The sequence below is a fragment of the Saprospira grandis genome (assembly GCF_027594745.1).
Classification (GTDB): Bacteria; Bacteroidota; Bacteroidia; order Chitinophagales; family Saprospiraceae; genus Saprospira; species Saprospira grandis.
On sequence record NZ_CP110854.1, the window covers coordinates 3620678 to 3643779 of the forward strand.

A 23102-nucleotide genomic window follows, 5' to 3' on the forward strand; every position below is an offset into this window, starting at 1 on the left:
TCTTATCTTTTGGCTGTAAAATGAGATTATTGCAAGATAGCAAAATAATCCCCTTATTTCATCCTCAAAATTTACCCGATGCAAAAACTAAAATGGATTTGGCTGCCCCTTAGCTTAGCCCTATTGCTCATGGCCTGCGGCGCCGAAAAAACACAAGCGCCCCAAGAAAAACAAACAACGGCCGCTACCACCAACAACCAAAGCGAGGGCCCAAGCGAAGCGGCCCCCAAAGAAGCGGCCCCCAAAGGCATCCAACTCATAGGCGAGCAGCCAGAAGCGCTTCCCTTTGATTATCAAGAAAAGGAATATACAGATGTTTTTGTCTCTTCTAGTCCCGGCCTAGGCAAGGAGCTGCTCAAACTAACCGCTAGCAATAAGCTGATGTATCATTCTAAAAAATACCCCAAAGGGGTAGAACTGCAGTTGGTCGCTGGAAAATGGGAGGATATGCTGCTAGAAGATCCCAAAAAGGCCCCCGGCTTTAGCTTCCCTGGCCAAAAAACGGTCTACAAAGTTTACCGCCCCTGCGGACCCTGTGGCCTAATCTCTGTCAATCCCGACGGAAGCAAACAGGAGTTTAAATCACTTTGGGAGGCCGAAGGTAGCCGAGGCATGTTCCGCTGCAAAAATGCAGATGGTAGCACCGAATATCTCTACTTCAAAAATGAAGGGAAAAACATTTATTATGCTTCCGATAAACGCCAGAAGTTCGAAAAACTAATCTCTAGCGAAGAACAACGAACCGATATGGGCGTCTATTACGGCAGTACGGTGCAGTTTCAAGGCAAACCTCAAAAATATATCCTCAGCTATGCCGGGGGAGAAGGCCCCGGAAATCCACCTGCTGTAGAATGCAAAAATCCAGATGGTAGCATCCAAAAGTTTGAATGGCTCAATAGCCTAGATTTTAAAATAGACTAAGGACCTGTTCTTTTATGTTAGCCTAATTTTAAATTTTCTTTTCAATAAAAAGTCAAAGCCTGATATTTCATCGCTTTGGCTTTTTTATTTACATTTGAGGCCAACGAACTTAAAAGAACATTATATAACTATTCAATCTAAATAGATGAAAAACCTATCCCTATTCGCTTTCTTGCTTTGTTTCTCTATGCAAGGCCTTTATGCTCAAGTAGACTTGGCCAATGGCCTAGAGGCTTACTACCCCTGTAATAACAGTGGAGAAGACCTCTCTGGAAGTACTGTAGCCCCTAACGACTTGACCGTAGGAGCCGACCTTACCCTAGTGGCCGACCGCTTTGGTAATGCCGATGCCGCTTTTAGCTATGTCAATAATACCACTAATGGACGCCTGTATGGGGGCAATTTGGGCGGCGGTGTCTTGCTCGATGAAACTCATTATAGTATCGTGGTTTGGGTCAAGCAGGCCGCAACAACAAATGATGGCCGCTTGGTTTATATCAACGGCACTAACATCAGTAACCCTAATGCAGTGAACGCTATAGCACTAGAATTGGCGGGATCTGGCTCTACCGTTACTGTAGATGCTAGCCAAAATTCAGAAGAGGCAACAATTCCTTGCAGTTCAGTCGGATCTGTCTCTTCTGATGTGAATACTATGGATATTGGCGATGGAAACTGGCATCTTGTGGCCCTAACTCGAGTCAATGATACAATGCGCCTTTATGTGGACACGGTAATGGTCTCTACCACAGCGCCTAGCCCTAATGTTTGTGGTGGCCCTAGTCTAGAGTTTATCCAGTTTGGTGCTGCCGGTTTTGGCGATGCTGGAGTAGCCGCTTTTGACGATCCTATGATCTATAGCCGCGCGATCAACGCCCAAGAGGTGGCCGCTATCTTCAACCTTACTGCTGCTTATAGCAACCCCACACTATCTAATGATATCATCGCCGAAGCCCAAACCGCTTTCCGCCTTTTCCCCAATCCTACCCAATCTAAGCTAACGGTTAGCTTGAAAGAAGTAGAGGCCGAACAATACCGCATCTATAACGCTTTGGGCCAGTTGGTGGCGCAAGGACAGTTTGTCGGCCAACAAGAAGAAATTAACACAGCTAGCCTAAACGCTGGCTTCTACCAGCTCGTTTTGCAAACCAATAACGGCCAGCAACTCAGCCAGCAGTTTGTTAAACAATAAGATCGATCTCTTTTGATCTAAACTATTAGGTCCTTCCTTTCTAAGGAGGGACCTTTTTCTTTTTTGGGGCCTCCCGCCTTCGGCGGGCGCTACGTTTACTCCCTTTGGTCGTCGAACTGGCGCCCCTATAGGGGCTGGTTGTCGGGGCTCGCTGCTGTTTTGGGGCCTCCGCTGCGGCTTCGCCTTGCGGCGCTACGTTTCGGGGCTCGCTGTTCGCTCGGCCCTTCGGCGGCTTTGCCGCCTCGGTCTGGCCTGCGGCCACCCCTGCACATCGCTAGGCCAAGGCGCTTCGCGCCTTTCTGGACCAGCAACTATCCGCCGCAAAAAGGCCCAACTTCCCCTTATTTAAAGTCCACTAAGCCAATCTTCTTGACAGAGTTCTTTATTTTTAGGCATGAAAAAACTACTTCTTCTCCTCCTCTTTTCTTGCTTGGCCCTAGGCAGTTTTGCCCAAGATAGTAGCCAGCTTTCGTTTTGGCAGCCTGCGCCCCAATTTCATCGGGGCCGCTTTTGGACCGTAACGGGAACGGTCGGAGCAGGCTATACCGCCACTTCTTATGCCCTGGCCAGAGCTTGGTACGCCAATTATGACCGAAGCTCTTTCCATTTCTTTAATGATAATTATGGCTGGCGACAAATGGATAAAATGGGCCATCTCATGACTACTAACTTTGAAGCCAAATGGCTGGGCCATTTATACCATTGGGCCGGAATGCCCAAAAAACAGGCGGCTTGGGTCGGCTTTGGCGGCAGCATGCTCTTCCAAGGCACCATAGAGCTAATGGATGGCTATTCTGAGGCCTGGGGCTTCAGTTGGGGAGATGTTGGCTTTAATACTCTGGGCGCCTCGGCCTATTTGGCCCAAGAACTCTTTTGGGAAGAGCAGAGAGTACTCTTTAAACTCTCTGTGCATCGGCCCAATTACGCCAATTCGCCCATCTACGCCCGTAACAATCCTTTGGCCCAAACTAGTCTGCAAGAACGAGCCAACCAACTCTATGGGAGCAGCTTTCCCGAACTCTTTTTTAAGGAATATAATGGGCAAACCATCTGGATGTCGGTCAATATTGCTTCCTTTCTGCCCCAACGCCCAAAATACCTGCCTCCCTGGCTCAATATCGCCTTTGGCTATGGCATAGAAAACGTTTTTGGGGCCGAGCGCAACCGCTGGTACAATGAAGATTTGGCCGTTTTTGAGGCCCCCGCCAATTATCCCCGCATGAGCCAATACTATTTATCCTTAGATGTAGACTTTGAGCGAATCCCAACTAAATCTAAAAGCTTAAAGTCCTTTTTCATGATGCTCAATGTCTTTAAACTGCCTTTTCCGGCCCTAGAATACAACAGCCAAGGACAATGGCGAGGCCATTTCCTCCATTTTTAACAAAGATATAAGTTGCAAAGCTGCCAAAAACTACTAGCTTTGCGGCCAAATGAAGGAAAGATCTTTTTGGACCTAGAAGGCGCTGGCCAGCAGCCAGCGCCTCGGCTGAGGGATGGAAAAGGGTGGCCCAAAGGGCCAGACCCAGGCGGCTTTGCCGCCGCAGGGCCGAGCGAATAGCGAGCCCTGACACAGCCCGACCCGACCAAAGGGAGGGGCAGCCCCAAAACAAAAACAACTAGATTTTTCCGATTCAAGAACCTAAGGGTCTTGTCCAAAAATGGGCAAGTTAAAAGGGAAAAGGGTGAAACTCCCTTGCTGTCGCGCAACCGTAAAGCCGGATCGCTGCCCTGAGGTTTCCGCCAGAACATCTTCGCGTCAAAGATGGGCGGCTTGGGCCTGCTTTGTCTGCACAAAGGGGGGCGAGCTGTGTATACTTTGCGCTATTTTTTTATACTTAATCTTTATCTATGCGCTTATTAAGTTTATGCTGCTTTGCTCTTTTGAGCACCGGCCTTTGGGGCCAAAAATTATTGGTTTTGAACGGGGGCTTGTTTGGCTCGGCCACAGAAACCGCCAATTTGGGCGTTTATGATCCCGCCGATGATAGCTATCAGTTTTTGGATAGTATGGGGACCAATTCCGTGCAAGATCTTTTGATTGAGGACGATCAATATGCCTATGTGGCGGCTCAAGACAGTATCTATAAATATGATTTGCAAACGGGCGACCGCCTAGCTGCCGCCGCTTTTGGTAGCGTTAGTACCATCAAATTGGGCCTTTATCAGAACAAATTATTGGTGGGCAACTGGTATGGCAGCAGCTCCGATAATCTGCGCATCTTTGATAAAAGCGACCTGAGCTTTCAGAGCTCTATCAGCCAAATTGATAAGGGCGTGAAGGATTTTGTTGTGCTTGGCGACACCCTTTATATTGCGCAAAATAGCAGCACCGCTAGCTATACTGATACTTTGGGCTATTTGGCCAAGGTCAATTTGACCGATAACAGCTATCTGGGTAATGATACTTTGAGCAGCACAGGCAACGAGCTAGGCCGCCTATTCAGCCTAGGCGATAGCCTCATTATTGGCATCAATAACGAAAGCAACAGCCTCTCTTATTTGAATATCAATAGCGGACAAAAATGGACGCAGAGCGCTGCCGTAAACTTTCAGGCGCCTAGCTATGGCAATGGGGTTCAGTTGGACCAAAACGGCATCGCCTACACCGTTTATAATGGCGCTATCGGTAGCTATGATTTAATCAATAATACCGTAATTGATACCGCTTTAATTCCCTACGCTTCTGGCGCTTTTGCCCTAGATGCACAAAATGGGTTTTTGTATGTAAGTCAAGTAAACTTTGGCAACCAAAGCAGCAACACCGGCATTCGCTACAACCTTTCTGGCGATAGCCTAGGGACATTTCCCGTGGGCTTTTCTCCTGAGGTTTTGGTCATTTGGAATACCCAACTGCTCAACAACTTGACAGAAGTAGAAAGCGCCACTTTTGACTTTGGGCTCTTTCCCAATCCTACTAGCCACAGCCTAACAATCAGTTTGGAAGAAGCTCAGCTTGGGCAATACCGCATTTACAATAATTTGGGCCAATTGCTAGGGCAAGGACAGTTTTCTGGCCAGCAAAAACAAATTGATGTCCAAAACTTGGAGGCCGGAATCTATCATATCTTGCTACAAAGCGAGCAAGGCCAACAAGCCACAAAGCAGTTTATTAAGCGATAAATCTTAATTGGCGAGCCGCTAAAAAGGTCCTTTCTACTCTAGAAAGGACCTTTTTAGCGGCTAAAACTGAAAGTAGATAAAAGGCGCCACATCAGCCGATTGAAACTGAAAAATGAGGACAAGGGCCAACAAAAATATTAAGGCCTGAAAGGCCCAGGGCAGCTGCCCAAAAAAGTGTTGCATATTCTGCTTGTCTTTATCCGAAAACAAATGCAGCAAAAGGGCCAAGCCCAAAAAGATGACCACAGTAGGCCGCGCCAGCCAAAAAGCATCCCATTGGGCCAACTGCCAATTCGTAAACAAGCGGCCAATCAATAAATTGCTGCCCTCAAAACTGCCCATCCGAAAATAGACCCAAAGAAAGGCCACAAAATGAAAGTTGAGGCCCCAAGCCAAAACCGCCCAAATTTTTCCCTTGGGCCGATTGGCCCAAAGTTTCCAGGCTTTGTGCAACATCAAGCCCAAACCATGCATGCCACCCCAAAATACAAAGGCCCAAGAGGCTCCATGCCAAAAACCACCGACCAACATGGTAATCATCAAAAAGAGGTATTGCTTAAGCGGCCCCTTGCGGTTGCCCCCCAAGGGAATATAGATATAATCGCGCAACCAAGAAGATAAACTGATGTGCCAACGCCGCCAAAAATCCGTAATATTCAAGGCGCGATAGGGCCGACGAAAGTTGTCGGGCAACTCAAAACCCAAAAGTAAGGCAAGGCCAATCGCCATATCCGAATAGCCCGAAAAATCGCCATAAATCTGGACGGTATAGGCGTAAATGCCAAGCAAAGCCTCTAAGGCCGTTTGCCCTTCGGGCTGACTAAAAACCAAATCTACATATTGGCCCAAATAATCCGCTAAAAGCGCCTTTTTGAGCAAGCCCTTCAGAATAAGGAAAAGTCCAGTCCCCAAAAGCGCTTTATCTAAGAAAAAAGCGCTGCTATTGGCCTCATCTTCCCGAGCGGGCCGATAATAAATTTTGCGTCCCAATTGGGGCAGAAAATCAATAGCCCGAACAATGGGCCCCGCCACCAATTGGGGGAAAAAACTGAGGTAAAAGGCAAAATCAAGCAAAGAAGTCGCTACAGGAATCTTTCCCTGCCGCACATCCACCAAATAACTAATCGTCTGAAAGGTGAAAAAGGAAATGCCCACGGGCAAGACCAGATTGTGAATCAAAGGAACGCCCAAGTCTAAAGCATGGAGGTTGCCAATAAAAAAATTGGCGTACTTATAATAGAGCAAAAAGCTAAGATTGACCAAAATACCTAGGCTTAAGAGTGCTGGCGGCGATTTTTCCTCCTCTTTAGGAGGGAGTAATTGGGCAAAAAAGAAATTGAACAGGATACAAAAGAGCAACAAGAAGATAAAGCCCCCACTAGAAATATAGTAGAACAGCAGACTAAAGGCCGTCAAATAGGCCAAGCGAGCCGTTTTATGGCCAACCACCAAGCCATAGGCCGCAAATAAAAGGCTGAAAAAGAAGAGAAAACGGCCACTATTAAAGATAAAGGGCATATTCTCCTGATAAGTCAGCAGGTCTAAGAGGGCTTGCATCTCGCTTATTTGTTGAGTTCTAGAATACGAACCGAATGTCCCAATGCTCGCTCTGGCAATAGGCTATCTAATTCGGTTTTTACATAGGTTCTTCGTTCTGATTTGGGCAAGGGCGGCCAAATCCAGCAGTGGTTTTTATAGGCACTTTGCTCGGCAAACCATTTTAAATAGGCCTTGGCCCAAATGACACTGGCCTTTCGAGTAGGATGCGCCCCATCGCTTTTGCGGGCCAATTGATCGCGCAACTCAATAGAAGGGTAGTAGCAGCTATCGCCAATTTCTTCTTTCAAAATTTGGTTAAAACCATTATCCTCTTTCCAGTTGGGCGGACCAATCCAAATAAAGGGAATTCCCTTGGCCTGCGCCTTGATGTCTTTGATATAAGGCCGCCGATCTTCTATATTTCTAAAGAGGGTTTCATTTCCCCCCACCGAAAAGAAAATAATATCGGGCTGATAGTCCTTGATTAACTCCTTGAGCTTTTTCTTTTTGCTCCATTGGGTCGTATGCGAGCCATACCAAATACAACTAATGATTTGATGTCCATGAGCCCTAGCTTCCTTTTTAATGGTCGCCTTAAAATGCTCAATCATCGAATCGCCAGCCAATAAGATATATTTTGAGCTGCTATCTTGCTGACTTTTGGCCGCCGTTTTATCTTCTTTTTGCTCCTCCTCTTGTTCCAAACTATCTGCTGGGGGCAGACTGTAGGGAGTAAATACTTCTCCTTCTACTTCTTCTTCTTGCAGCCAGGCTCTTAGGCCAGGCGCATCAAATGAAATACTCCAACTTGGCGGCAGTTCTATTTTGGCCAAGGCAAAAAGGCCCAGCCAAAGCAAAATCAAGATGCCCAAAATTTGCCAATAATACCGCATCCTACAAAAAGTCTACATCTACCGCATAAGGGTAGGTCATCAAAAAATGAATGGCCCGCTCTAGCTCCATCCCCTTAAACACCACCCGATGCACAATTTCAAAAATGGGGCTATTGATTTCTAGGGCCTGACAAAGCTGGTTGATAATCTCCAAGGTCCGAAACCCCTCTACCATATCGCCATCTGCCCCCACAATTTCTTGCATGGGCGTTCCTTGGGCCAAAGCCACTCCCGCCTTATAATTTCGGCTTTTGGTCGAAGAGGCGGTGGCAATCAAATCGCCAATTCCCGCCACGCCCAAAAAGGCTTTTACATCAGCGCCCATGGCTTTGCCAATATGAATCATCTCCGAAAGTCCACGAGTGACCAATAAGGCCCAAATGTTCATGCCCAAGCCTTTCCCCCCCAACAGTCCAGCCGCCAAAGCGACTACATTCTTCAAGGCACCTGCTAGCTCGGCGCCCAAAATATCATGGGTGCCATAAACCTGAAAACGAGGGCTGCGCAAGGCCGCCTGTCCCATCTTAATGACTTCGGTATATTTGCTGGCAATGAGGGTAGCCGCTGGCTGATGTTCCTGAATTTCGGAGGCCAAATTAGGGCCAGAAAGACAGCCTACCCGACAAGCCAAACTCTCCAGTTCAATCAACTGGCTCATGGTTTTAATATGCTCGGGCTTGATTTTTCCTTCCTTAGGCGCCAAAGAACTATCCAAACCCTTGGTGGCATGAATCAAAAAGTGTTGCGGATTGAGCAAGGGGCCCAATTGCTGCATCATATTTCTAAAGCCCTTAGAGGGAACCACCGGAAAAATGAGCTGGCAATCCTTGGCCACTTCTTCTAAAGAGGTTGTCACCCTAATTTTGGGCGAAAGCTGGGCATATTCCCCTTCTCGAGCCTGCATTTTAGCCTTGTTTTCCTCTCGGCGGGTATAAATCAGAATATCCTCCACATTTTCGGCCAGCAAACCCGCTATGGTCAGGCCAAAACTACCGGCCCCCACTACACCTACGGCCTGCTTAATCTGTATTTTTTGATACTTACTCACGAGTATTTATTTTTTCTGCTGTTTTTGGGGCTGCCCCTTCCGCTGGCTTGAAAGCCAGCGCAAAGCGGTATCGCTTTGCGAAGCAATACAAAATGAGGGTGGAAACCCTCATGAATTATCGGTCGGGTCGGGCTGTGTCGCAGCTCGCAGGTCTGCTCGGCCCTGCGGCGGCTGCGCCGCCTGGGTCTGGCCTGCGGCCACTGCTATCCATCCCTCAGCCGATGCGGCGATTCCGCCGCCAAAGGCATTTTTATGATATAGCGGCTAAAGCCGCTACTTGGACCAAAAGCCCCTTTTCTTAGGGGCAAAGAAAAGCCATTTTCTGGCAACTTAGACAGAAAATGGCTGAATATTCTTTTTGAGCAGCTGATTTAATCTTCTTCTTCATCTTGGCGCTCCAACTGAAAGCCCGTTTGACGGAAGGCATAATCTAGGGCATCTTTCATGCTGCCCGTCGTCTTCAATTTGTCAATATCAATGCCTAGGTCCACAATAGTTTGAGAAACTGCAGGCGTAATACCCGACAAAATAGAGCGGCAACCCATCAAGCGAGTCGCTTTGGCAATCTTAATAAAATGATTGGCCACAAAAGTGTCTACTACCGTGACACCAGAAATATCTAGGATAAAAATTTTGGCCTGACTGCGAGCAATTTCATGCAAAACCGTATGCAAGACATCCTCGGCCCGCTTAGCATCCATAAAACCAACCAAAGGAAGTAACAAAATCCCCTCCCAAAGCTGGGCAATAGGCGTCGACATCTCGAGTAGCGCCCCTTCCTGCTCACGGGTCAAACGCTCTAGCTCTTCATTCTGAGACTCTAACTCAGAACGACTAACTACAGAAGATTCTAGTTCCTCTGCTAACATATTGATACCTAGAGCAATTGTGTTTAGTGGGTTGTCAGACTCATCAACTAGGGCCTTTTGTGAAAAGTCAAGGCCAGCCATTCCACTAATGACTTCAATGAGGTTATTTAAGCGATCTTCATCGTTAAGAAAGTCCATCTTTATGTTGTTTTATGGCCAGAAGGCCCTTGTAAAACCCAAGGTAACAAAACTAAATAAAAAATGCTAAATTTTTATACTCCTTTAGAGCTGTTTTAACCAGTCAATCGCTTTTTCTTCATTGGTGAAAAGCCTAGTTTCTTGATCTCCTTTTAGGGTGCCTAAGACAAAATTCCCAAGCATTTTAGAAAGTTGGCTAGAGGTAATTAGTGCAGTACCTTTAATATAAGGAGAGAAGCTTTTTGCTTCTGCACTACGCATATACTCTCTAGTCTCTTTAGCAATTCTTCGCACTTTAGAAAAATCGACAAGTATTTTTAAGGGCCTGTTTTCTTGAATAGACAGCTCTTTTAAGTAGAGATAACTGCTTTTCATATGCTCTAATTCTAAGGGAACATTTTCTTGTTCTGAATTTAAGTATATGAAATTATCGGCTGTTCTATAGTATTTTGTTGGGCCAATAGTTTTGAGTAGTTCTAGCTGTTTGTTGTTCATCAGACTTTTTAGTATTGTTCAAGGGCCGAAACTAATGAAATCATTTCATTAGAATAATGAACTAACTGTTAATTTTAGGCTAATCCTTTAGAGCTGTTTTAGCCAGTCAATCGCTTTTTCTTCATTGGTAAAAAGCTTGAGATTATAGTCCTTTACTACCGAAAGTAAAACATTACCTAGTAGCCTAGATATAGAGTTTTCTATCACTAGGGCAATGCCTTTGCTGTAAGGCGCAAAAGCTTTTACCTGCTCACTCCTTAGATGATGCCTAGCCTTAATAGGCAACTGCTTGAGCGCACTAAAGTTAATGAGTATGCAAAGCGGTTCTCCTTTTTTAGAGGAGTACTCTTGAAAGAAAAGTAGGGTGTTGCTAATATCTTCAGCAGATATTTTGGGGCTGCTGTCGGTAAATTTACCCTGAAGAATTTTATTTGGCCGCAGATAGTAATCTATAGGCCCGATAGATTTTAGGCGGATGAGTTCTTCTGTCATCATAATTATTTGGGGATTGATGTTCTTTCCACTAATGTACATTTTTTTAAATAAAAAAATAGTATTTGTTGCCAAGCATAAAAAAAGACTCGAAACTATTGCTTCGAGCCTTTTTGGACCATAAAGTTTAATATTCCCTTAAGCTTTTGCGAAGGCCGACCGAAGGGAGGCCTGGCCTAGCGATGTGTAGGGGTGGCCGAAGGCCAGACCGAGCTTTTTGAGCAAAGCGAAAAAAGCGAAGGGCCGAGCAGACCTGCGAGCCCCGAAACGTAGCGCCGCAAGGCGTAGCCGCAGCGGAGGCCCCAAAACAACAATAATAAACAGCGGCCTAATTACTTTCGGATCTGCGGATAATTTTCCTCAAACCAGCTAATCGTTTTCTTTAGGCCCTCATAAACGGGCGTAAATTGAAAGTCGGGCAGCAGCGAACGAATTTTACTGTTATCGCTGGGTTTGCGAAACTGCCCATCGGGCTTGTCGCTTTGCCAAATGAGCTTACCCTTAAAGTTTAAGAGCTCGACAATCATCTCGACCATTTCTTTGATAGAGACCTCCTCGGAAGTAGAGAAAATCAAAGGTTCGGCCTCGGTATAATTGCTGACCGCCCAATCACTCAGCTGTGCCACATCTTCTGAAAAAATGAACTCTCTGAGCGGTTTGCCCGATCCCCAAACCGATAAATCTTCGCCTTTTTCACGGGCCAAAAAGCAGCGATGAATGAGAGCAGGCACCACATGCCCATTCTCCAAATCAAAGAGGTCGTTGGGCCCATAAATATTGGTGGGAATGACCGAAATATACTCCAAACCATACTGCTCCCGATAGGCCTGCAACTGCACATCGACCATGCGTTTGGCATAGGCATAGGCGTCATTAGAGCGGTGTGGGGGACCCAAATGGATCTTTTGCGGATCGAGAGGATAACTCACTTGGTCGGGAAACACACAGGTGGACAAAAAGGCTAGTAAGCGCTTGGTTCCATGCAGGCGAGCGGCCTCAATAACATGGGTGTTCATCAAAACATTTTCCCGAAAGAAATCTCCTTTTTGGTGCATATTGGCCCAAACTCCACCCACCTTAGCGGCGGTATGAATGACCTCCTCGGGCTTTTCTTTTTCAAAAAAGGCATTAACGGCCTGCCAATCGCCCAAATTGCAATCTTTACGGCCAATTTTTAGGTCGGCCGGAATAGCAGAACCCACCATGCCCGTGCCGCCAGTCACTAATCGTTTTGCCATAACTTAATTGCGGATATTAGGATTTTTCTCATAGAAATCAAACCAGTGATCGACCATCTCGTCCATCATCTGCTCAAAGCTATATTCGGGGGTCCAGCCGAGCAATTCTTTAGCTTTGCCAGCATCTCCTTTTAGGTCGTGCAATTCTTCGGGGCGGAAATAGCGCTCAGAAGTCGTCAGCTGCGTCTCGGTATCCAACCCTAAGCGATCAAAAACATAATCGACTAGATATTGGACCGAATGCGAAATGCCCGTAGCGCAAACAAAATCATCGGCCTGCTCATGCTGCAAAATCATCCACATGGCGCGCACATAATCCTTGGCATGTCCCCAATCTCGGGTAGCCTGCGTATTGCCCAAAACCAACTTATCGGTATAGCCCAATTTGATGCGCACCGCCTCTTTAGCCACTTTATTCGTTACAAAATTAACTCCCCGTCTAGGCGACTCATGGTTAAAAAGAATGCCATTAGAGATATACATTTTGTAAGAGTTGCGATAATTGCGGCAGATATTATAAGAGAACACCTTGGCACAACCATAAGGCGAAACCGGGTTCATGGGCGTGGTCTCTCTTTGGTAGCCGTCGGCATCGATATTATTGCCAAACATCTCCGAAGAGCTTGCTTGATAGATGCGGGCATCGGGACAAGTTAGGCGCACGGCCTCCAGCAAATTCAGAGTACCCATACCTGTCACCTGAGCGGTATAAATAGGCTGGTCAAAGCTAATGCGAACATGAGATTGGGCGGCCAAATTATAGATTTCGCAGGGCTGGGCCTTTTGCAAAACCTGAATCAGCGAGGCCATATCGAGCATATCGGCATAAGCCAATTTTAGGCGCTCGTGTCCATAAATATCATTGAGGCGATAGGTTTGATTTTCGGCAACAGAATTTCGCTTGAGGATTCCCCAAACTTCATAACCTTTATCAAGGAGAAACTCGGCCAAATAGGAGCCGTCTTGTCCGTTAATACCCGTAATTAATGCTTTTTTCATGAGACGCTAACTTAACTTTAGTGTGAAATTTTACCTCTTTTGATGGCCTGCCCAAAGATCTGAACATGCTCCCATAGGGTGGGGAAGAGGCCAAAATGCTGGCGAAGAATATGGAATCGCTCAATCAGAGAAGCTCTGCGGTTTCTGGCCGAGAGTCCCCCTTTGAGAAAGGAACAAAGTACCGTTTCGGTATCTCGAAAGCTTTTGGCTTGTTGGAGCGTACGGATCGACCAATCGAGATCGGCCACTAGGCCATAATCCTCAAAGCGGTAATCGGTCCAAATATCTTTATGCGGAAACATGGCCTGATGGCAGATCACCATTCCATTCCGAAAGCTTTTCCAGCTCAGCTCCTCTGGCGAGGGATGCTGTTTATGCCAAGGAATTTCGGTCCCGGCTTCATCCAGTACTTTCACTCGGCCATAGACAAAATCCTCATTTTGTCCAGCCGCAAAAGCTTGGCTGAGGGTAGTGGGTTCTAGGGCCAGATCGCCAGCATGCAAAAACCAGACATAATCGCCAGTGGCGTGCTTCATGCCCTTATTCATGGCATCATAATTATTTTTGTCTGGCTCCGAGAGCAAAAAATCCACCTGCTCCCCATATTGCTCTACAATCTTTAGCGTATTATCCTTACTTCCCCCATCAATAATGAGGTATTCCATATTGGGATAATCCTGCGCCGCCACCGATTCCATGGTTTGGGCCAAAACCGCTTCGCAATTATAAGCTACGGTAACAATAGATATTTTGGGTAGTTCCTTCTTTTCCAAATGTTCGCTGTATTAGATTCTCGCAAATGTAAGAAGCCCTAAGCATAAGTAGGGGAGAAATGCCTAAAATATTTTGTGGGGGAGGGATTTGGGGCCTCCGCCTCGCTTCGCTCGTCGGCGCTACGGTCCGCAGCTCGCTGCTCGCTCGGCCCTGCGGCAGCAAAGCTGCCTTGGTCTGCGGCTTTGCCGCACTGCTCCCCATCGCTAGGCCGTTTGGCCTTCGGCCATGGCGGCTTTGCCGCCTGCCATTCATCGCCTAGGGACAAGCCCCTAGGCTAATCCCATGGAGTCAGCCCTAAAGGGCCTCAACTGCTTATATAATTGGCCTTGCTCATCTGTTTTTGCAGAGAAGGGCCATATCCAAAGGCCCTCGCAGAGGGCTGTCTAAAAAAGCTAGCCTAGGGGCTTGTCCCTAGGCGGCAAAAAGGGGCGCACACAAGATTTTAATATTAGTCCCTCAACTTTTTCTTGTTAGTTATGAAGGGAGGGAAAGAGATAATAGAGAAGAAGCCTTTTTAGAACTAGTCAGTTTTGGGGCCATGGGCTGAAGCCCATGCTTGTGGGCCTATGCAAACCGGCAGGCTAAAGCCCTTCTTTGCTGGAAAATGGAAAAAAATTTAGCTCCAAGAAAAACAACAACCATCCAACCACAACCGCAAAGAAAAATCCCCTCGAATGAGGGGATGACAATTTTTTCAATAGCCTAGGGCCTTGGCCCTAGGGTTCCTATGAAATTTATGGGGGAGAAAAATCAAACTACCGAAGAAAAAATAACCCTTGTTCAAAGCGGTAGAGGATTTTAATCCTCTCCGTACTATAGATATAGAATGGGGTTGTTGTATGGCTGTAGGTTTCAACCTACAGTTAAAAGGGCCGAAGGCCCGTCGGCCTAGGGATGGAAAAGGGGGCGGCGAAGCCGCAGACCAAGCAAAATGAGCGTAGCGAATTTTGCGAAGGGCCGAGCAGACCTGCGAGCCCTGACACAGCCCGGCCGCCAAAGGCGGCAGGCCCCTAAAAAAACTACTTCAAAATGCCCAAATGCAAAATGCGGCCACCAGAACTATTGACCGGACTGACGCTTTTGCCAATAATAATACCCGCCTGCGGAGCGCGATATTCTGCAATGCGATCGCCAAAGATATTTTCCTGATGCGCAATGAGCTGCCCCTTTTCAATATAATCGGTCACTTTGGGGTGAACATGCAAAAGCCCGCCCTTGCGGGTGTAAATCCATTTGGAGGACTGACAAACGGGAATGTTGGCCCCCTCCTGAGATTCATAGGCATGATCGAACATATTGAGCATGGCCAAAACATTGTAAACGCCCTCCAGACTTTGGGCAATAATGGCGGGCTGAAATACATTGGGGTTGCCCAACTCTAAGGTGATGGCGGGAATCCCAATCGCCTCGGCCGCCCCTCTTAAGGTGCCATTGACGGCGGGGTTGTGTAAGATAATCTGCGGGTTCTGCCGACGAGCCATTTCAGCACTGACCTGATTGCTCATGTCGGCCCGAATGTAATAGGAGTTGATGCGGCCAAAACTAGCCGTATGAAAATCAACGAGATAATCGACCTGTTCCACAAATTTGTGGAAAAAAGCATAGGCGTAGGCCTGACTCACATTGCCCCGAGCTTTGCCCGGCATAATGTGGTTGAGGTCTACATTGTCCTGAAACCGACGGCGTTTTCGGAGAAAAGAGGGAATATTGACCACAGGCGCAGCCAAAATGGTCCCAGAAAGTTGGCTGGGATCGAGCTCTCTAAATAGTTGCTGAATTACGGGAATCCCGTTAATCTCATTGCCATGAATGGCCGAACTTAGGCCCAATATAGGCCCAGGCTTGGCGCCCTGCGCCACAAAAATGGGAATAGACAAAGGGTCGCCAAAGCCATCGGAGGTAAGGCTGAGCCAAAAGCGGTAGATCTTCCCTTTTTCCAGAAGATCCAAATCGATTTGCTTGATTTTAGCTGCTTTCATTAAATAGAATCAAAGTAGTGAATAAGTCCCTCTATCGTATCGTTTAGGGCCGCTGCTCCCGCAGGAGCAATGCCACCAATACTCAAGGTGTTGAGTTCGGACAGTAGGCGCTGGCCATCTGCCCCCATTAGGGTGTCGAGCCCATACAATAAGATGCCTTTTTCCTGAAGAATAGGGTGGAGGGCGGCCACCATGGCTTTTTCTTCGGGGCTGGCCTGGCTGGCTTCGGCATGTCCGCCCTGTGCCACATTGCACATCCAAGAATCTTTGGCCGGAAAACGCAGGGCGGCCGTAATAATTTGGCCATTACAAACGACAATGCGCTTGTCGCCCTCGGCCACTCGCTGCATATATTCCATGCCCAGATAATCGAGCTCCTTTTGTTGGCTGGCCCATTCGGCATAGGGTTGCTTGTTGTTGCCCTCCCAAACATAATCGTCGAGAATGCGCAAAACGCCCTGCCCGCCATAGTTGAGCAAAGGCTTGAGCACAATCGGAAAGCGAGCCTTAAAGGCCTCTAATTCTGCCAAAGAGCGAATTCTTGCCATTGGCGGGCAATGCTCGGCAATCTCTAGCAAAAAAGCTTTGGAGCTGGTTTGCAAAATCCCCGAGGGGCGGTTAATAATTCGTTCTTCTGGAAAAACCTGCCCCAACCACTCCAAAAAACCATCGGCTAGGGGGCGGGGCAGACGAAGAAAGATAAAATCGTAATCACTCAATTGGCCCGAAAAGCTAGGCGCAAAACAGCTTTGGTCCTCCCTAAAGGCAAAGTCCGCCTTTACTTCGGCCAGCTGCAGTTGCTGGCTACTCATCTGATAGAAAAAAGGGGCATTTTGGGCCAAGGCTCTACTCGCTAGATGCACCGCCGCTACCTTAGGATGTTGGCTAAGGGTTTGGGCCAAACCATAAAGAGAGTTGGTCGCTGTATGGCGACTAGGATCCGTGAGGATGAGGATTTTATAAGACATAGATTAGTGTAGAATTTGGTTGAGGAGCTGGCTGTCGTTGTTTAGCGATTCAAATAGCTTTGTACGCATCCGCCCTTTGCTGTTGAGTAGTGTGCTGGCCATTTTATCAATGGCAATCATAGAAAGTGTGGTCTGAATGTAGGCTTCAATCAAGTCATCTAGACCTATCCCCAGTTTATTAAAGTCTCTGCGGTCCATCAAAATCAAACGGTTGGTGTCGCTGTCCCAACCCCCATCTTCTCGCTTGATTGAGAGGTTGGTGCCTAGCATACCCCAAGAGTCGGTCCCATCAATGAGTTCTTGAGCCAAGGGGAGGGCCGCCCGACGAGCATAGACGCAAAGCGGGCGAATTCCATCTGCAGTGGCCTGAACCATTACGCGAAGATCAGCCACAAAGCTTTGTCCTTTGGCATTGGGTAGGGTGCCCACATGATAGAGTTTTCCCAATTTACTGGTGGAGCTCCAGTTGTAGTTGCCAATCAAGCTCTGTACAATAAATTGATCGTATTCAAATTCTAGCTTCATGAAATCATCTAGCTCTTTTTGGCTCACAATGGTATAAACGCCCTGCCCCGCATTGCTATAAGGCACCTTGATCACGGCTTGTCCACCTAGTTTGCGGACCCAAAGCGGAATCTCATTCTTAGAGACATCCCAAATGGTTTCGGGCGTAAGGATATTGAGGCCCGAATCGGCAATTTCTGAGTTGTAAATGTCGTAGGCTTTGGCGGCCACCATTTTGTTGCGTCCACCAGCCAAACAGGCAATAGACGGATTGAGAATTTTGGTCTTGCTATAAATCGGCAGACGGTCCCAAGGCCGCTGAGTGAGGTAGCGGAAAGCCGCCCGAATGGGCTGCCAGTTGCCCGCTTCATCTCGAACTTCCATTTGGGCATCTACAAAACGAACCGAGGGATCGGGATCGTCTTTGGGAAAAGCCACATAATAGACCTTTTCTTGCATCACATCGGCCATAGCGGCGGCATAGCCAGAGGCTTCCATGGGGTTTTTGTCATAAACAACGGCCAAACCTCCCTTTACTTTTCCTCTTTTGAGTAGGGGGGCAAAGGTTTTTTCCATGAGTAAACGATAACCGCCTTGCTCCTGAAAATCATCGGTCAGGGGCATAGATTTTTGGCCAGAGGGACAAGAGTTGGTCTCAATCACCACCATTTTGCGGTTCCCCTTTTCGGTAGTCACATGAATGAGGTCGGCCCCCGCCCAGCGAAATTGCTGCGGCTGATAGTTGAGAATAGTGCGCAAGCTATCGTAGCTTACTTTGGGGTGAATATGGCAATAGCGTCTTAAAATCCGCTCCTGATCTAAGTTCAAAAAGAAATTCACCATAGGGTGAATGGTCGCATTTAATGCTTTGGGATACCAGTGCTTGTCGGCTTCAAAATGGCCGGGCTGAATAATTTGGGCAGCTTGGCTTTTGGGTATAGACATATCTTAATGAGGGAATTAGATGCAATTTGTCTTGAATTGCAGCATGAAGTAATGATTTCCGCATTGAAGATGCAGCTTTTCCCCTAAAGTCAAATTTTTTTGCCCTTTTTTTTGAAAATGTTTTTTTAAGTGCTGTTTTTGGGGCCTCCCGCAGCAAGCTGCGGGCGCTACGTTTCAGGGCTCGCAGCTCTGCTCGGCCCTGCGGCCTGACGGCCTTGGTCTGCGGCTTCGCCGCCCCCTTTCACATCGCTAGGCCGCTCAACAGTCTTTTTTCTTTGGGCTGTTTTCTTCGGCGGTTGGGCAGTTTTGGGTCCTTAAAAGTAGAAAAAGCGAACAAGGACTTTAGTCCTTCAGTTCGCTCAGTTAATAACCCTGGGCTTCAGCCCAGGGCGGTAAGGATAGCTGCCTGTTAGTCCCTCAACTTTTTCTTGCTAGTTATGAAGGGCGGGAAAGAGATAATAGAGAAGAAGCCTTTTCAGAACTAGTCAGTTTTGGGGCCATGGACTAAAGCCCATGGTTGTGGGGCTATGCAAACTGGCGGGCTAAAGCCCTTGTTTGCTGATGTGGCCTAGGGAAACAGAAAATCCCCTCGAATGAGGGGATGACAATTTTTCAATAGCCTAGGGCCTTGGCCCTAGGGTTGGCCGAAGGCCAAATCGGCCTAGGGGCCTGAAAGGGGGCCGCGCAGCGGCAGACCTAGGGCGAAGCCCGCAGGGCCGAGCAGACCTGCGAGCCCTGCAAGGGCCCGGCCGCCGAAGGCGGCAGGCCCCAAAAAAGAAAAAAACTTAATCGACCTTTGCACTATCTTGGGCCATCAGTGTTTTGCTACGGATGATGTAATCGACCTTTTTGGGTTGATATTGTAAGTAGCTCACCGATTTGGGCTTGCGCTTCAATTGTAGGCGAATGCTTTTGTTTTGGGTGGGATCAATTTTGGAGAAATCGGCAATAATTTCAAAATCTCTAGCCGATAAACGATCATAATCACTAAGGCCGACAATGCAGCTAATTTCGACCTTTTTGGGCAAGAGGACCAGCAATAAACTGTCTGGAATGCCCTTTTTTTGTATCTCCACCGCCAAGCGTTTTTCTGTGGTGGGCTCTACGCTGGCAATCATCTTGACCTCATCGGGTTCAAAGCGGACATTGCTGTTGGGGTGGGGTTTGAGGCGCACCGTTTGAATGAGGCTAGAATTTACCTTTTGTTGGATGAGCGGGACGGTGGGCCAACTCTTAATTTCGCTGACTACAGAGGCCGGCCCATGAATTTTTACCGTGGCGGGCTGTAGCTGAATTTCCGATTTAAAATGATGCTGAGGAGCCAACTCCAGCTGATTATCTAGGACCAGAGGAATCTCCTTTTCGGCAGGTGCTTCGGGCTGCAATTGAATAAAATCGGGGCGAATTTCTAGAATTTTGATATCATCGCTCAACTGTCGACTAATTCGACTTTTGATATTCATGGCGTTGAGCGTCTGGGGATTATCATCATGAATATTGAGGTCGAGTACAAATTCTCCTCTAGAAAACCAGCGGCCGAGCAGATCCCAGCCGCTAGCCTCCACATCAATATCGATATTATCGGGAGGGGGCAAACTGAGGACCTTATCTTCTGGCAGTTTGTATTCTAGGGCAAAGTTGAGGGTGCTTCGATAATTGTAGGAAAGTTTGGTAAAGAGCCAAAAGATGAAGGCAATACCAATGCAAATCATCAGTATTGCCCGATCGGTCTTCAAGAAGGCCTTAATCTCCTGCCTATTTGGCATCTTTGGCATCTTCATCGCCATAAACAGCTTGTGTCATATCTTTAGAAACGGCTTCTCTTTGGATAGTAATCATTGTTTTGGGGGCAATGATCAGCTCAATGGTATTTTCGGTAATATTGGCAATGCTACCATGTACACCACCCATAGTGACCACTTTCTGGCCTTTTTTAAGTGAGCCGAAGAAGCTTTTTTGTTTTTTGCGCTCTTGTTGTTGAGGGCGGATCATCAAGAAATAGATGATGATAATGGCCCCAAAAAGAAAGAGTAAATTGGTCCAACCTGCAGCGCCAGAATCGGCAGCCTGCCAAAGGAATAAAGAGAACTTTTGCATATTATTAGCTTAATAAAAAATTAGTTAGCCACATTGGCTCGTATTTTCAAAACAGTTTTGTTGGGGATGGTATTGGCGGTAATATACACATCTTTTTCTTGGATGCCTTTTTTCCCTGTAGAATTAAATACTACCCGAATTTCGCCAGCTTCACCGGGGGCCAAAGGCTCTTTGGGCCATTGCGGGACGGTACAGCCGCAGTTGCCTCTAGCATTGGTAATATTGAGCGGCGATTTGCCCGTATTCTTAAACTTGAAGACATGTTCTACAGATTCGCCCTCTTTGATTTCGCCAAAATCAAAGGCCATTTCTTCAAAGACCATTTTGGCCGCCTCATTGGGGTCCAAGGGCTTATCGGCTGAAATAGGGTTGTGGTAGAGTTTTGTTTTGCCCAAAGGTTTGCTGTCCTGCACATCCTGTGCAGAGGGCATATCTGCCGAGGGAGTTTGGCAGGCGCCCAAAAGCAGCAGTAAGGGAAATAGCAGTTTTTTCATAGTCTATAGATCTTTGGTCCAGTGATTTGAGGGCGAGGCCAGCGCCTCGCCCCCAAGATTCTATTTAAAGAGAATAAATTCTACACGTCGGTTTTGAGCACGACCTTCTTTAGTATCATTAGAGACCAAAGGCTGGGTCTCGCCAAACCCTTTGTGAGAAAGTCGACTAGCCGAAATTCCTTCTTGGATCAGGAAGTCGTAGCAAGCTTTGGCGCGTTTTCTAGACAAAAGCAGGTTATTGCTCGTTCCGCCCAAGTTATCGGTATGTCCCTGGATCTTGAGCTGATGCTCGGGATAGCGCTTGAGCAAGTCGGCCATCTCTTTCAGTATTTCTTTAGAGCTAGGCAACAAAACGGCATTGCCCGTCTCAAAGTGTACCTCTTTCATGGCCCGATCCAAGATGTCTTGATCGGCTTTTTTGATTTCGGGACAACCTTGGTTTTCTTTGGGGCCAGCTTCTTCGGGGCAGTTGTCTTCCTTGTCTGGAATCCCATCGCCATCTGTATCGGGGCAGCCCTTGAATTCGGCTAAGCCGGCTTGTTCTGGACAATCATCTTTCTTATCTGGAATTCCGTCCCCATCTGTATCGGGGCAGCCCTTAAACTCGGCCAAGCCCGCTGTTTGGGGACAATCATCCTGCTCGTCGATAATGCCATCTCCATCGCTGTCTTTGGGGGGAGGGGGAGGCGGAATCGCCTTCTCTTCCTTTTTGCCCAATTGGAATACAGCGCCCAGCCCTAGTGCAAAGTTTGACTTTTGCGTAAGCAAGGAGGCTCGGTATTCGGCTTGCAGCTCTAGGCTGATCTTATCGTTTAGAGGAACTTTTGCTCCCAAGCCCAAGGGAATCTGCAGGTCCAAGGGATTGTTTTCTCGCTCTGTCATATAAACAGGGGCAAGTCCCGCCAAAATATAAGGTTGTACAGCCGCCTCCTCAGAGAGGATATAGCCATTGGCAAACTTATAATGGGCCTGCAAATCTAAACCAATTCCTAACTCATTAGGGTAGATGCGCTCTTCGCAAGGGGTCGTGACACACAAAATCCGACTATCCTCATGGTAGGCATCAATAGTGCCCAAGCGCAAGCCCGCCGATAAATTAAAGGAGGGATTCAAGTAATAGCGATAAGCAAACTCCCCCCCAAAGGTCCAATCTTGAGGGGCCAAAAACCGATCTGTACGCATTTTATGCGACTCATCTAAAGAGACATAATCATGGGCCAATACTTTGGCCGAAATAGCATGCCGCTGCTCGGCAGATTGGGCAAAAAGCCCAGCATTAGCCAAGAGCGCAAAAAATAAAACAGTGATTTTTTTCATAAGGGGGAGTGCTTTGATTATTTATCCAAAAGACCTCGACCTTCCTTATTGATGCGGCCCTCTTTCTGTAGTTCCTGCATCAGGCGGTCAAGAATGCCATTAATAAAGCGTTTACTTTTGTCAGTACTATAGGTTTTGGCCAAATTAACATATTCGTTAATAGTCACCTTGGTCGGAATAGAAGGGAAATAAAGGAATTCGCAAAGGCCCATCTTCATCAAGGTCATATCAATAACGGCAACCCGATCTTCCTGCCAGTTGTTCAAACGGCTGGCAATCAATTCGGTCAATTGCTCTTCTTTGCGCAACACCAAATAAAGCAACTCCTTGCCCAAATCCTCCACAAACTCAGGGTTGGGCTTTTGGCTCAAGAAAAACTCCTTGTTATCGGGCAAAGCACGCAAAGAACGCTTAATGGCCCCATAAATAAGCGATTCATCATCGGGCCAAGTCGGAAAATAATCCGTCATCTGCTCCATAAAGACCTCATCCTCTCGCATGCACATATACAAACGAACCAAGGCATACTGATGCTCCCGAATTGGCGTATTCTCCATTTCGCGGTAGCTCTCGTAATATTCTTCTGCAGTAAATTTCTTAAACAAACGACGAACAGTGTCCTGGTCTACCATCTGCAAAATGCCTTCTTTCTTAATGAGCTTCTGAAAAGCCTCATTTTCTCTGATCGCAGCAATGACCGGATTCTCATATAGTTTTCTAGACGCTTTTTTGTCTAGCTCTGTAGGGACAAATTTGTTGCTCTTGATTTCATAGTCCTTGCGGCTAAAAAATGCAATCTGCGTAATATAATGTACGCTGAGCAAATACAGCCGATAACTCTCCTGTACGGCTTTCAAAAAATTGCGCTCGGCAACTGCGGTGTTGTCTTCTTTTACAGACTGCGCATAAAGGGTCTGCAATACCTTAATCCGGATGTTGTTTCTACTTAGCATTATTGTGTTTTGCCAAAGATGATGGTAAGAACTTTAAGACGAAAGCCCCGCTTGATGTCAGGACCTCCTAAATTTTCCGCTAAGGTACAAAATCTATCTAAAAGAAGAGGCGATTTTAAGGCCG

General features: G+C 47.2%; 21 protein-coding genes and 1 riboswitch. Of the genes, 4 read left to right on the forward strand and 17 right to left on the reverse strand.

The genetic code is table 11. The annotated features are described in order from the left end of the window. Nucleotides 1-78 precede the first annotated feature (78 nt). From OP864_RS14280 to OP864_RS14295, 4 genes are all read left to right on the forward strand, one after another. Nucleotides 79-921 carry a hypothetical protein gene (locus OP864_RS14280; RefSeq protein WP_270098831.1) on the forward strand — a complete coding sequence of 281 codons (843 nt, stop codon included), beginning with the start codon at nt 79-81 and terminating at the stop codon, nt 919-921. 145 nt (nt 922-1066) lie between these two features. Continuing rightward, nucleotides 1067-2113 carry a T9SS type A sorting domain-containing protein gene (locus OP864_RS14285; protein WP_270098832.1) on the forward strand — a complete coding sequence of 349 codons (1047 nt, stop codon included), beginning with the start codon at nt 1067-1069 and terminating at the stop codon, nt 2111-2113. 394 nt (nt 2114-2507) lie between these two features. Beyond that, the gene (locus OP864_RS14290) at nt 2508-3497 is read left to right on the forward strand and encodes a DUF2279 domain-containing protein (protein ID WP_270098834.1); all 990 of its coding nucleotides are present in this window, start codon (nt 2508-2510) and stop codon (nt 3495-3497) included. A 245-nt stretch (nt 3498-3742) separates the two neighbouring features. After that, nucleotides 3743-3861: riboswitch (cobalamin riboswitch) on the forward strand. 103 nt (nt 3862-3964) lie between these two features. Continuing rightward, nucleotides 3965-5236 (forward strand): T9SS type A sorting domain-containing protein, encoded by a 1272-nt coding sequence (locus OP864_RS14295; protein ID WP_270098835.1) that lies wholly within the window; start codon nt 3965-3967, stop codon nt 5234-5236. Between the two features lie 60 nt (nt 5237-5296). Here the strand turns inward: OP864_RS14295 and OP864_RS14300 are convergent, their stop codons facing one another. The 17 genes from OP864_RS14300 to nusB all read right to left on the reverse strand — a co-directional run bounded on the left by OP864_RS14300 (nt 5297) and on the right by nusB (nt 22978). Then, complete coding sequence (locus OP864_RS14300) at nt 5297-6793, reverse strand: MBOAT family O-acyltransferase (RefSeq protein ID WP_270098836.1); 1497 nt, start codon at nt 6791-6793, stop codon at nt 5297-5299. 5 nt (nt 6794-6798) lie between these two features. Beyond that, nucleotides 6799-7668: an SGNH/GDSL hydrolase family protein gene (locus OP864_RS14305; RefSeq protein ID WP_270098837.1), complete on the reverse strand. Its 870-nt coding sequence runs from the start codon at nt 7666-7668 to the stop codon at nt 6799-6801. 1 nt (nt 7669) lies between these two features. Next, nucleotides 7670-8716, reverse strand: coding sequence for an NAD(P)H-dependent glycerol-3-phosphate dehydrogenase (locus OP864_RS14310; protein WP_270098838.1), 1047 nt, complete (start codon nt 8714-8716; stop codon nt 7670-7672). A gap of 371 nt (nt 8717-9087) precedes the next feature. Next, nucleotides 9088-9723: an STAS domain-containing protein gene (locus OP864_RS14315; protein ID WP_015693911.1), complete on the reverse strand. Its 636-nt coding sequence runs from the start codon at nt 9721-9723 to the stop codon at nt 9088-9090. 84 nt (nt 9724-9807) lie between these two features. Beyond that, nucleotides 9808-10218 (reverse strand): DUF7793 family protein, encoded by a 411-nt coding sequence (locus OP864_RS14320; RefSeq protein ID WP_270098839.1) that lies wholly within the window; start codon nt 10216-10218, stop codon nt 9808-9810. Between the two features lie 87 nt (nt 10219-10305). Next, complete coding sequence (locus tag OP864_RS14325) at nt 10306-10752, reverse strand: DUF7793 family protein (protein WP_270098840.1); 447 nt, start codon at nt 10750-10752, stop codon at nt 10306-10308. A gap of 290 nt (nt 10753-11042) precedes the next feature. Then, nucleotides 11043-11948 (reverse strand): GDP-L-fucose synthase family protein, encoded by a 906-nt coding sequence (locus OP864_RS14330; RefSeq protein ID WP_270098841.1) that lies wholly within the window; start codon nt 11946-11948, stop codon nt 11043-11045. 3 nt (nt 11949-11951) lie between these two features. Then, nucleotides 11952-12947, reverse strand: coding sequence for a GDP-mannose 4,6-dehydratase (locus tag OP864_RS14335; protein WP_270098842.1), 996 nt, complete (start codon nt 12945-12947; stop codon nt 11952-11954). 17 nt (nt 12948-12964) lie between these two features. Then, on the reverse strand, nt 12965-13720 hold the full coding sequence (locus OP864_RS14340; RefSeq protein WP_015693916.1) for a glycosyltransferase family 2 protein: 756 nt from the start codon (nt 13718-13720) through the stop codon (nt 12965-12967). A 1020-nt stretch (nt 13721-14740) separates the two neighbouring features. Then, complete coding sequence (locus OP864_RS14345; protein WP_270098843.1) at nt 14741-15700, reverse strand: succinylglutamate desuccinylase/aspartoacylase family protein; 960 nt, start codon at nt 15698-15700, stop codon at nt 14741-14743. Further along, complete coding sequence (locus tag OP864_RS14350) at nt 15700-16668, reverse strand: ATP-grasp domain-containing protein (protein WP_270098844.1); 969 nt, start codon at nt 16666-16668, stop codon at nt 15700-15702. Before OP864_RS14350 ends, OP864_RS14345 begins: the two co-directional genes overlap by 1 nt. A gap of 3 nt (nt 16669-16671) precedes the next feature. Further along, the gene (locus OP864_RS14355) at nt 16672-18117 is read right to left on the reverse strand and encodes an ATP-grasp domain-containing protein (protein WP_270098845.1); all 1446 of its coding nucleotides are present in this window, start codon (nt 18115-18117) and stop codon (nt 16672-16674) included. 785 nt (nt 18118-18902) lie between these two features. Then, on the reverse strand, nt 18903-19883 hold the full coding sequence (locus tag OP864_RS14360) for a CdaR family protein (protein ID WP_270098846.1): 981 nt from the start codon (nt 19881-19883) through the stop codon (nt 18903-18905). Next, the gene (gene yajC / locus OP864_RS14365) at nt 19873-20214 is read right to left on the reverse strand and encodes a preprotein translocase subunit YajC (protein WP_270098847.1); all 342 of its coding nucleotides are present in this window, start codon (nt 20212-20214) and stop codon (nt 19873-19875) included. The genes OP864_RS14360 and yajC overlap by 11 nt, the downstream gene beginning before the upstream one ends. Before the next feature lie 20 nt (nt 20215-20234). After that, complete coding sequence (locus tag OP864_RS14370; protein ID WP_270098848.1) at nt 20235-20708, reverse strand: DUF1573 domain-containing protein; 474 nt, start codon at nt 20706-20708, stop codon at nt 20235-20237. Between the two features lie 60 nt (nt 20709-20768). Further along, nucleotides 20769-22025, reverse strand: coding sequence for an OmpA family protein (locus tag OP864_RS14375; RefSeq protein WP_270098849.1), 1257 nt, complete (start codon nt 22023-22025; stop codon nt 20769-20771). Nucleotides 22026-22042: 17 nt separating this feature from the next. Further along, complete coding sequence (nusB, locus tag OP864_RS14380) at nt 22043-22978, reverse strand: transcription antitermination factor NusB (RefSeq protein ID WP_015693933.1); 936 nt, start codon at nt 22976-22978, stop codon at nt 22043-22045. Nucleotides 22979-23102 lie beyond the last annotated feature (124 nt).